General features: G+C 63.6%; 14 protein-coding genes. 12 read left to right on the forward strand and 2 right to left on the reverse strand.

The window, feature by feature from the left end:
- The 5 genes from AAGA68_26655 to AAGA68_26675 all read left to right on the forward strand — a co-directional run.
- A partial coding sequence (locus AAGA68_26655; GenBank protein MEM9388650.1) for a hypothetical protein occupies positions 1 to 828 on the forward strand: 828 nt, incomplete at its 5' end.
- On the forward strand, positions 828 to 1,412 hold the full coding sequence (locus AAGA68_26660; protein ID MEM9388651.1) for a phage tail protein: 585 nt from the start codon (positions 828 to 830) through the stop codon (positions 1,410 to 1,412). The genes AAGA68_26655 and AAGA68_26660, both read left to right, overlap by 1 nt.
- Positions 1,413 to 1,569: 157 nt before the next feature.
- Positions 1,570 to 1,797, forward strand: coding sequence for a hypothetical protein (locus AAGA68_26665; GenBank protein MEM9388652.1), 228 nt, complete (start codon positions 1,570 to 1,572; stop codon positions 1,795 to 1,797).
- Positions 1,787 to 2,029: a hypothetical protein gene (locus AAGA68_26670; protein MEM9388653.1), complete on the forward strand. Its 243-nt coding sequence runs from the start codon at positions 1,787 to 1,789 to the stop codon at positions 2,027 to 2,029. The genes AAGA68_26665 and AAGA68_26670 overlap by 11 nt, the downstream gene beginning before the upstream one ends.
- Positions 2,026 to 2,292 (forward strand): hypothetical protein, encoded by a 267-nt coding sequence (locus AAGA68_26675; GenBank protein ID MEM9388654.1) that lies wholly within the window; start codon positions 2,026 to 2,028, stop codon positions 2,290 to 2,292. Before AAGA68_26670 ends, AAGA68_26675 begins: the two co-directional genes overlap by 4 nt.
- A 172-nt stretch (positions 2,293 to 2,464) precedes the next feature.
- Here the strand turns inward: AAGA68_26675 and AAGA68_26680 are convergent, their stop codons facing one another.
- Together AAGA68_26680 and AAGA68_26685 are read right to left on the reverse strand one after the other, a co-directional pair.
- Positions 2,465 to 2,719: a hypothetical protein gene (locus AAGA68_26680; protein ID MEM9388655.1), complete on the reverse strand. Its 255-nt coding sequence runs from the start codon at positions 2,717 to 2,719 to the stop codon at positions 2,465 to 2,467.
- A 57-nt stretch (positions 2,720 to 2,776) separates the two neighbouring features.
- Positions 2,777 to 3,139, reverse strand: a complete 363-nt coding sequence (locus AAGA68_26685) for a hypothetical protein (protein ID MEM9388656.1) — start codon at positions 3,137 to 3,139, stop codon at positions 2,777 to 2,779.
- 178 nt (positions 3,140 to 3,317) lie between these two features.
- On the opposite strand from AAGA68_26685, the gene AAGA68_26690 reads away from it, so the two are divergent.
- The 7 genes from AAGA68_26690 (at position 3,318) to AAGA68_26720 (ending at position 10,562) form a co-directional block, all read left to right on the forward strand.
- Complete coding sequence (locus AAGA68_26690; protein MEM9388657.1) at positions 3,318 to 3,782, forward strand: hypothetical protein; 465 nt, start codon at positions 3,318 to 3,320, stop codon at positions 3,780 to 3,782.
- Positions 3,697 to 5,658 (forward strand): terminase gpA endonuclease subunit, encoded by a 1,962-nt coding sequence (locus AAGA68_26695; protein ID MEM9388658.1) that lies wholly within the window; start codon positions 3,697 to 3,699, stop codon positions 5,656 to 5,658. The genes AAGA68_26690 and AAGA68_26695 overlap by 86 nt, the downstream gene beginning before the upstream one ends.
- Before the next feature lie 14 nt (positions 5,659 to 5,672).
- Positions 5,673 to 5,909, forward strand: coding sequence for a hypothetical protein (locus AAGA68_26700; protein ID MEM9388659.1), 237 nt, complete (start codon positions 5,673 to 5,675; stop codon positions 5,907 to 5,909).
- Entirely contained in the window at positions 5,906 to 9,580 is a 3,675-nt protein-coding gene (locus AAGA68_26705; GenBank protein MEM9388660.1) for a ClpP-like prohead protease/major capsid protein fusion protein, read from the forward strand. The genes AAGA68_26700 and AAGA68_26705 overlap by 4 nt, the downstream gene beginning before the upstream one ends.
- Positions 9,581 to 9,662: 82 nt before the next feature.
- Positions 9,663 to 10,022, forward strand: coding sequence for a DUF2190 family protein (locus tag AAGA68_26710; GenBank protein ID MEM9388661.1), 360 nt, complete (start codon positions 9,663 to 9,665; stop codon positions 10,020 to 10,022).
- Positions 10,022 to 10,342 carry a hypothetical protein gene (locus tag AAGA68_26715; GenBank protein MEM9388662.1) on the forward strand — a complete coding sequence of 107 codons (321 nt, stop codon included), beginning with the start codon at positions 10,022 to 10,024 and terminating at the stop codon, positions 10,340 to 10,342. Before AAGA68_26710 ends, AAGA68_26715 begins: the two co-directional genes overlap by 1 nt.
- Positions 10,343 to 10,373: 31 nt before the next feature.
- Entirely contained in the window at positions 10,374 to 10,562 is a 189-nt protein-coding gene (locus tag AAGA68_26720; GenBank protein MEM9388663.1) for a hypothetical protein, read from the forward strand.
- The last annotated feature ends 69 nt before the right edge of the window (positions 10,563 to 10,631 follow it).

The raw sequence follows: 10,631 nt of genomic DNA on the forward strand, positions 1-10,631 counted from the left end.
ACAGAGATAACCGTCCAGTCGAATACTCAGGCCTCGGGCGGGACGATTAGCCCGGCAGCGACCCTGCAGCAGGTCATTGAGGTTGTCGTCGAGGACAGCGTTGGCCCAGTGGCCACGATCTCGCCCGACGCGATCATCGTGAGCGAATCGCCCAATGCGTCGATCACCGTCGAGTCGAATACGCAGGCCTCGGGTGGCTCGATTTCGCCTGCCGCACAGATCGACGGCGAGCAGATCGCAGCGATCGTAGTACAGAGCAACACGCAGGCGTTCGGGGGCAGCATTGCTCCTGACGCGACGCTGGCAGGTCCGGCTGCGGTCAGCATCACTGTAAGCGGCAACACGCAGGCTTCTGGCGGCTCGATCGGGCCGAACGTGATCATCGTTGAACTCGGTGGGGGGCAATCCGTTGTCGCATCCGAGGCAAGCTTCCAGGCGCCCGATGATGACCGGACGATCAAGTGGCGGGACATCGATTCGAACGAATTCATGGAGTGGCCGGCGCCGGTCGGTCCAGGCGAGACACAGGCTCGCTACTCCGACCTGTCTGCGCTCCTTGAGAACGGTGCACAGCTGACCGCGGCAACTGCGAACTTCATCAGTTCAACGATCATCAGTGATGGCGTGCTGCCTCAGAACGAGGACTCGGCTACCGAGGCCGTCACGCTCTCGTCGCTGCAGTTCGATACCGAGGGCAGGCTGCGGCTGTTCGTGACGGGCACAGTTGACGAGCGCGCCTACCAGGTGCGGATGACGGCGACTGCTGACTCCGGCGAGGTGTGGGAGCGCTACGTGCGAATGATCGGGCGGGACCGAGGCAGGCTGTAGTGCCCGTCTCACTGTCGACCGGCGGCGCTGATCTGCGCGGCCTGAGGCGTCTCGCTCGAGAGTACCCGGCCAAGGTCGTGCGGCCCGCCATGGTGCGCACGGTCAACGAGCTGACGCGCAACGCTACGGTGGAGGCACGCAAGCAGGTGCGCAAGGAGCGCCGGCTCAAGGCGCGGGACATCAAGAACACCTTCCGCATCAAGAAGGCGGTGGCGCGCGATCCGAACGCGGTGATCACAGCGCTGCGCATTCCGATCCCGCTGGCGCGCTACGGACCGCGGCAGACGAAGCGGGGCGTGACCTACAACGCCACTGGCAAGCGCGAGCTCTGGCGGCCGAAGCCGGGCCACTCGAAGTCGTTCCTCGTGCCCAAGGGCGCGGGCAAGGCGGGTGGCCACGTGTTCACGCGTAAGCCTGGCTCTAAGCGCTTGCCGATCGAGAAGGCCTTTGGGCCGCCGGTGTGGACACGCTTCGCTGAGGAGGAGGTGCAGAAGGCGCTCAACAGCCTTCTCGACTCCAGGGCAGAGGTCGTGTTCGACCGCAACTTTCGTTTCTACGCGCGACGTGCGGGGTTCCTGCCGTGAGGCTACGCAGATGGTTCTCGGGCTCGATGGGCTTGACCCTCACCCGGGCAGAGCGGAACTACCGCGACACATGGCCAGGGGCTGCATTCGCTGGCGCCCAGACGGTGTGCGTAGGGGCATGGGTACCGGTGCCGTTCGCTGGCAAGCAGGTGGCCGAATGGAGGCTCTAGCGTGGGCCACCCTCGTGCTCAGCGCGGCCAACGCCGCTGCCCTGGTCTTCGTCGCGCTGTTCCTCTGGCGCATGTGGAGCGGCCAGGTGCAGCCCATGAGCAAGGCAGTGACGGACGAGGGCAAGCGCCTCAGGGACCGGCTGGTCGACCTGATCGGTGCCGGCGAGCGAACGAAGACAGCAATCACCAAGGCAGGACGAACCGATGACGACTGAGCGTGTGGAGATCCCCGAGACCGTGCCCGGCGCAAGCGAGCGTTGGCCAGGCGACACCCCGGCCCAGGCCGTGCAGGACGGTGCCGCATATGTGCACGACGTCATCGACGCCGGCATCGTGGCCGCCAACGAAGTGGAGCTGATGGGCGCGCGCATCGCTGAGCTGCGAGCAGCTGCCGATCGGGCGAAGAAGGCGATCGACATGGCCACGGGCGCGGGGGACAACCCTTGAACCGCCGCGACTTCCTGCGGCTGGGCGCTAGCGCTGCCGTTGCGGCCGCCGCTCCCCCGACCGCCCTGGCCCTGGCGGCACCTCGGCGCCCACTGCAGTCACCTAAGGAATGGGCTGCGTCCAATCGTGGCCTTCGTAGCAACACCATCGCCTCGGTGGTTTGCGATGAGCCGGACGGGTGGCTAGACAGCGCCCCCGAGGCGCAACCACTCAGCGCGTGCGCCGCATTGCCTGCAGGCGACGCGCCTTACAAGTACATGTAGGTTCGGGTGCCAGCGGCCAGTGGGAAGACGGACATCCTGGAAACCGAGCGGCGGGTATTCACCAACGCGGCCGAACTGGTCTATCGCATCGGGGGCGGCAGGTTCGCTCTGGAATGGTGGACGGTTCGCACGTTGTCATCTATGGATTTTGTACCGGTGGTGATGCCGGCGCCTACCAGTTGCCCCCGCACCATTCCTTAGCCTCGAGGTCGCTGGGTCGCTCGTCCATCTCGGCGCGGTTCTGAATCTCCTTGGCGGCGACGTCGAGCCCCCAGTTGCGGAACAGCATGTGGGACTTGTACTCGCGGCACACCCGCTTGTCTGTGGCGGCGGCGAGCGTATCGGTGCGGCGCTCCTGCATGTCGGTGATGTAGGCAGCGCAGCCGCTCAGCATCAGTAGGGCGGCGATCAACGTGAGTCGTAGCATCCGGGGGCTCCTTGGGTGGCTGACGCTTAGGTTAGCGACAGTCGCGCCGGGATTCCCTCACGTGAACGTGATGTACATGTCGCCGTCTAGGTCGATGCCTGTCGCGTTTACGACTAGATCGCCGTCGCGGCAAGAGAGTGACGGCGACCAATATCGCGCGCTGCTAGACACCTGGACCCATAAGTCCTCTCGGCCTATCGCTAGCCGGATACGCCTAGCCAACTTATCAGCTGTTCGTCGATCCATCTCGTAGCGACACCATAGGCCCAGCGTCGTTACGTCATTGTCTTCCGGCGGGGTGACCGACTCGATGCCGACCATCCGCTCTAACTCCGGCAGCTCTGTGATGGTGCGTAGCGCTTCGCTGAGCGCGCTTTCCAGCTCTTCGATGGGGAGGATCATCCGTCCAGTGTACGCCACGATCCTGGGTCCTGTGACGCCGTAGAGGCATGCGGTGCTACGCATCGCAGAAACCGTACGATTTTGACCCTCACGGACCTTCTTCACCTTCACCGAGGATGCTGCTGTAACTCATTGGATTTCCGTTGAAAGCTTCGCGGCAGAGTGTCAGCGCACCATACGGACAGTACGAAAATGGGTGGCCCAGGGCGTCATCCCGAAGCCTGTTCGTGGCAAGGGCCTAGATCTACTCGCGATCGCTACGAAGCTTGTCCTCGAGCGCGCCGACTTGGCGCAGCGGGCAGGCAGGACGGCCGAGGGCGAAGAGGAGACCGACGCCCAGATCCGGCGGCGGCTTGACCTAGCCAACGCTCGTCTCGCTGAGGCGCGGGCGGCGAAGGAGGAGGGCTCCAGCATTCCGCTGGATGACGCGATTCGCGTTCTCGTGACCGGTTGGGCGGCGATGAAGTCACGCCTGGAAGGCCTTGCATCGTCACTAGCCAGTGACTTGGCAGCGACGGACGACGAAGCCGAGGTTCGCATCATCTTGCTCAAGGCATTCAAGGGGCTGCTATCGGATGTCAGTTCCCTCTTTGAGTCCTTTGGAACGGGCTTGGATCCAAGTTTCGAGGATCCTGAAGCCGAGGCCACTAAGGACTCCTGACGCCTGGGGGCTGGCGGAGCGAAAGCTCCCCGAGGGCAAGGCTGCGATTCCCGGCCCATTCGACATGGGCCGTACCCCCTACATGATCGCGCCGGCGCGGGCGATGGCGACCGGGGTCCATGACGGCAGGCGCTACACGATCGTCGTCGTGGTGTGCGGCGCGCAGATGTCCAAGACGGATACCTGCAACACCGTCGCGGGGCAGCGTTTGGATGAGGATCCGACGCAGATCCTCTACGTGGCACCCACTGAGAAGTTCGTGCTCGAGACGGCCGAGCCTCGATTCATGGATATGGTCGAGTCGGCGGCGCAGCTCCGCTCCACCATCATGGAGTCGAAGGGCGAGAGCAAGAAGACTCTGAAGCTCTTTCCTTCGGCGAAGTTCCGGTTCACGTGGGCGGGCTCGAAGTCAGGATTGCGCGGTGAACCCGCAGCGCTGGTGTTCGTCGATGAGCTCGACGGCATGGACCCGAGTCGGGGCGATGACTCGGATCCAATGCAAGACGCGATCGCGCGAACGGAGACGTTCGCAGATGGGCGCGTCGTTGCCACGTCGACCCCGAGCAAAGGCCTGATCGCCACCTATGAGGATGACCACGGGTTCGTCCGATTCACCGTGGCCGAGCCAGATCAGCTGCAGTCGCGGATCTGGCGGGAGTGGCAGGAAGGGACTCGGCATGAGTGCGCCGTCCCGTGTCGCGGGTGTGGCGAGTACTTCATTCCCAAGCTTGCGCTCCTGACCCTAGACCGAGCGTTGGGAACGCCCACGAAGATCGCGCGCGCCGCGCGTCTGTCGTGCAACCGGTGCGGCCACCAGCACAGCCAGTCGGACCGTGACTACTGGATCCGCAATCAGCTTGAACGCTACGTCGCGCCAGGCCAATGGGTGAACGAACTCGGGGAGGTGTGCGGCGAGCCCCCGGATACAGACGCTGTCAGCTTCTGGGTGTCAGGCCTCTTAGGCTTCCGACGCAATTGGCCCAAGGCGGTGGCCGCCCATCTTCGTGCCGAGAAACTGGAAGACGAGGACGCGCTGCTCGGCAACGTCAACAACCAGTTTGGCGAGTGCTTCGGTGGGATCGCCGGGGACCGACTGGAGTGGGAGGAGGTCGCCGAGCTCCGCGGAGACTACGAGCTCAACGAACTACCCGACGGCCCCCTGTTCCTCACGATGGGCGTGGACGTGCAGAAGCGGGGCCTCTACTACGTTGTCCGGGCCTGGGGCATGGATATGGAGTCGTGGGGCATCGACCACGGCTACATCCACGGTCGCACTGATCGGAGCGACCCGCTCAACGATCCATGGGACACCCTGGAGACCTTCAAGGACCAAGTGTACGGCGACGAATGCCTCGAGATTATCGGCGCGTTCATCGACACCCAGTACAACGACGTGCAGGCGTACGAGTTCGTCAGTGCTCACCGTGAGTGGGCGCACGCCGCACGCGGACGAGATCGCCTGACCAAGCACCTGCAGTTCACACCCGCCGAGCTGTCGCGCAGCGGCAAGGCGCGCAAGGCCGGCGTCGGCTATTGGAACTGCGACAGCGATCGCTTCAAGAGCTGGGTTCGCGCACGCATGGCCAAGCCGATCGACGCCGTCGGCGCTTACCACATCAGCGCCGGTCACGACGACGACTACTGCAAACAGATGTCCTCGGAGACACGCATCGTGCACCGGAACGGTCGCGCGGAGTGGAAGAAGCAAGGGGACAACCACTACTTCGACTGCGAATACCTCGCGCTCGCGGCGGCCTGGAAGGAAGGCCTGCAGCGGCGCCTGACCGTGCGTCGTCGAGCCCCTATCAAGCGCGGAGGCGGTGGCGATCAGCGCCGCAGAATCGAGCCCCGCGGGCGCATAGACGTTCGACGCTGAGAGGAACGCCAACCATGAGCAGATCAACGGTCGCCATTCAGGCGGATATCGATGCCACGCACCAGGCGTTGACGAACGCCACTAAGGCCAAGTCATCGAGCCACAGTGGCCCCGAAAGCTCCTCCCAGGTCGAGTACCGGGACCTATCGGAACTCTACGCTCGACTTGACCGGCTGAAGGCCGAGCTACGGGCAGCGAGCACGCCCGCCAACAAGCGCTACTTCGGCAGCGTGGGGAGATTCGACACGTGACCGTGGATCGTCAAACGCTGCGCCATCGACTAGAGCAGGGCGACAAGCGCCGGGCGAAAGCGGAGCTCTACGAGGCCGCACGTGATGATCGTCGCCGTCGAACCCCGCGCATTCGGCTCGGCCCCAACAGGTCGCAGCGAAGGTCCCGTGCCTTCATCCGTGAGCGTGCCCGCGAGCTGGAAGCCAACTACGACGTCGCGAGCACCATCCTGGACATGGTCGTGTCGCACGTAGTCGGCCCCGACGGTGTGCAGGTGTACCCCATGGTGCGCCTGCAGGACGGCTCAGACGCGACCGCACTGAATCAGTTCCTCTACGAGCTGCTCATGCAGCACGGGGAGCAAGTAGAGATCACGGGGCGCCTCGACCGCGGCATGATGCACTCGCTTGCTGCCCGTTCTTGGCTGCGAGACGGCGAGATCTTCGGCCGACTCCTGCAGGGGCGCCGCCCAGGCCTTCATCGTTCCCGCGACATGGCCTTGCCGTTGTCGGTTCAACTCCTCGAGGCCGAGTACTGCCCAGAGAATCTGTTCACGCAAGACGCGCCGGACGGGATCATCACCAACGACTGGGGTCGTCCGGTGGCGTTCAGGATCTACCGCCAGCACCCCAACGACTGGCTCGGTACCCAGACGCTCCTGCGCGAGACGATCGAGGTCCCTGCATCGCAGATGCTGCACGTGGCGCACATGCAGCGAGTGGGGCAGCTGCGCGGGATGTCCGTGTTCGCCAATTGCATGAATCGGCTGCAAGACCTTCGAGAGGGTGAACAGTACGAATTGATCGCCTTCAAGATGGCGGCGGCCATCGTGCTTTCGATTGATCGTGATCTTGGTCTCGAAGCAGGTGATCAAGGTGACGCGCGACCGGCTGAATTCCTGTTCGAAGAGGGCATGCTCTTCGACAAGCTGGCGCCGGGCGAGAAGCTAAACCTGCATGAGAACCCGCGCCCTAACAACAACTTCCAGCAGTGGCGTCGGGAGAACATCCGCGCTGCATCTGGTGGTGCCAAGGCTCCCTATAGCCCAGCGGCCAACGACTACGAAGGTAGCTACTCAAGCCGACGCATGGAGCAGGCCGTGCACCACCGCGTGTTCGAACGCCTGACTTCGGATTTCTCGTGTGGATTTGTGAAGCCGCTCCACCGGGCACAGATCCGCGCAGCGCTGGTGTACAGCCTGATTCCTCCCGAGCTCCTCAGGGGTGTCGACATGAGCACGATGGAGGATGCGTTGTTCGTCGGTCCCGGTCAGGTGTACGTCGACTATCAGCGAGAGATTGCCGGGGAGATGGCCTCGATCGAAGGCGGCCTCGAGTCTCTCACCGAGGTCCAGATGCGGCGGGGTCGGAATCCTCACCGCACGCAGCGGCTGCGGCAGATCGAGCAGCAGAGGGGCACCGATCGAGGAGAGAGCGAAACCGATGCCTCGCAGGCTCGACGGGCGGCGCTGGTTCGCCTCAACAGAATGAACAAGGAGGACGACATGGATATCGATGCCGTGGCGATGGCAAAGCCGAAGTGGCTGGCCGAGTACGACAAGCTCGAGCGAGAGCATCTGTCCAAGCACTTCGAGCAGCACGCCACGGAGGAGTGGTTCGCGCTCCGCGTCGAGGAGGGCGACAAGCGCGTCTGTCACATCGATGTGTTCGGCGTCATCGGCTGGAACATCACCGCCGATGAGTTCGGTGAGCGCCTAGACGAGCTCGGCGAAGTGGACGAGATCGCGCTGCGAATCAACTCGCCCGGTGGCTACGTCTCCGATGGCATCGCCATGTTCAACCTGATCCGCCAGCACAAGGCCACGGTGTCCGTGAACATCGTCGGTATGGCCGCCAGCATGGCAAGTGTGATTGCGATGGTCGCGGACGAGGGGCAGCTCGGTATCGCCGAAGGCGCTCAGATCATGATTCACAACGCGTGGAGTTGGGCCGTCGGTGACCATAGAGATCTACGCCGCACGGCCAACGTCATCGAGAAGATGACCAACGCGATCGCGCGGATCTACCAGCGCCGTTCGGGCCGCGACCTGGCAGCCATCCGCGACATGATGGATGACGAGACATGGCTCTTCGACGAGGAGGCGGTCACATCCGGATTCGCCGACTTCACTGTCGAGGCCGAAACCGAAGAACTCGAAGCCGCCGCAGCACTACGTGCCAAGCACTTCGAATCCGGCGCAAGACGCCATCCCACGAAGACAGGAGAGAGGAACATGCCCCCTAACAAGCAGAAGGGTGCGGCGGCAGCTTCGGATTCGCCGTCTACAACGGAGAACACCAACTCCGCGCCGGTCGTCAACGAGCAGGACACTCCGACGAGTGAACCCGCTGCGCTCACCATGGCGGACTTCCAGAAGGCGGAGAACGCTCGCCGAGAGCAGATCAACACGCTCGCGCGCGCGCTCCCCGACACCGTCGAAGCTCAAGCGCTTGTGACAGAGATGCTGAACGACGCGACCTGCACGGCCGATCAGGCGAAGGATCGCATCATCGCCTTCAGCACGACCTACAACAGCGTGGAAACGGTGAACTCCACCAATCGCGTCGACGCCGGCGAGGACCAGAGCGACAAGTTCCGAAAGGGCGCGGCTCAGGCGATTCTGGCGAAGTCGAAGGTGACTGAAGTCTACGGCACCGACGACAAGCGGCACATAGCTGTGGACCGCACCAGTGAGTTCACGAGCATGGGGCTCAAGGAGATGGCGAAGATGTCCTTGCGCAACGCAGGGATTCCGGTCGTGGGTAATCCCATGACCGTGATTGGCCGCGCGTTCGCCGACACGGACGATTTCCCGGAGATTCTCCGTGATGCTGCCAACAAGTCGATGCTCGTCGGCTGGGATGTTCACCCCGAGACCTACCAGTTGTGGACGCGCTCGATGTCCGCATCGGACTTCAAGCGCCAGCACATGGTAGGCGCCGGTCAACTCCCGAGTCTGCGCCGCCTGCTTCCGAACGGTGAGTACCGTACGGTCCAGATGGACGACCGCGGTCAGAGTGCTCAGCTGGAGACCTTCGGCGAGATCGTGCCGGTGACTCGCCAGACCATCATCAATGACGACCTGGGTGCATTCACGGAGACCCCGATGAAACTGGCGCGAGCCGCGCGTCAGCTCGTGGGCGACCTGGTGTACGCGGTGCTCATGGGTAATCCGAACATGGACGAGGATGGGTTGCCGATCTTCGACGCGGCCCACAACAACGTGCAGACGGCCGCTATTCCCAGCATCGATTCCGTTTCCGCGATGCGCAACGCCATGGCCCTGCAGACCTCGGTTGGCGGCTACGCCCGGACCGGTGCGCGGTTGGCCTTCCTCATTGGCCCCTACGCTCTGCACGACCGTATGTGGGAGCTCGTGAACAGCACGGCCGACCCCAAGCGGGCGGGCGCCGGGGGTGTCGATATCTCGAACTCCGGCACCGCGAACGTGCACCGTGGCCAGTTCGACGTGATCACCGATCACCGCTTCGACTCGATGCCGACGGAGTGGTACGGCGCGACCTCGCAGGGCACGGACACCGTGGCCGTCATCACCCTGGATGGCAACGACGAGCCGTTCCTGGATGAGGAGGTTGCCTTCCACGTGGACGGAGTGACCTTCAAGGTCCGTCACGACGTGGACGCCGTGCAGCTCGATCATCGCGGACTTCAGTACAACCCCGGTCAGTAATCCCGGTACCCAACCGACACGCTGACTGCCAACGCCCTTCGGGGCGTTTGTTGTTTGTGGGGTCATCAAAGGAGAGTTTGACGTGAAGAACTACGATAACGCGGGCGAAACGGTAACCGCTTCGCTGGCAGGCGGCGCCGTATCCGGCAACTTCTACATCATCAACGACTGCTTGGCGGTCGCCACCGAAGACGCGGAGGCGAATGAGCTGATCACCTTCCGGATCGTGGGTCGGTTCATCTCCGCCCCGAAGGTGGCCGGCGTCGCGTGGGGGCAGCTAGAGCGCTTGGACTGGGATGCCTCGGCCAACTCGCTCACCCGCCTTGGCGGGACGACTGCGGCCGGTGATGTCGAGTTCGTTGCCCTGGCTGCAGAGGCAGCGGCATCCAGCGCGACCGAGGGCGTGGTCATTCTCACGCCAGGCACCGGAGTCGCGGCCTAGTGTCGGTGCGCGCGGCCACTCAGCGCATTGCGCTCGAGGTCATGGTCGATGCGGATGAGCATCCGCAGGTTCGCTATCGACCAGCGAATGGTACCGCGCGCACCGTCTACCCCGCCCTGTTCCGGGAGCCCTATGAAGCGCTCTCGCTCGGCGAGCAGACAATCAGTCGCCACTACCCAAGCGTCACCGTTATGCGAGAGGACGTGCCTCGCAGGGCAGAGGGCGATGCGTGGGAAGTAGGTGATCGGAAATTTGAAGCGACTGATGTTGCCGACGACGACGGCGACATAGTGGTGATTGGACTCAAGTACAAGAGCTGAGAGGTAAGTGACCATGGCATTCCAGCGACCCATGAAAAAGACGGACACCGGCGAAGTTGTCGTTGTCGATCAGGCGGACTACTTCGAATTCCATGCGAAGGGGTTCCGCAACTGCAGCGATGATGACCTTCGAGAGTTCCAGGCCGCCGAAGAGGGCCGCCGCAAGCGCAGTGGCAAGACCGCAAAGGCGGCCGAGACCAAGGCCCAGGCCGGCGAGTAGCCCATGCCCACCCACGGCGTAACGCTCATCCTCAACCAGGCCAAGGCGCTCATCTCGGCCGCCTTGCCG

The organism is Pseudomonadota bacterium (genome assembly GCA_039193195.1).
Classification (GTDB): domain Bacteria; phylum Pseudomonadota; class Gammaproteobacteria; order Steroidobacterales; family JBCBZW01; genus JBCBZW01.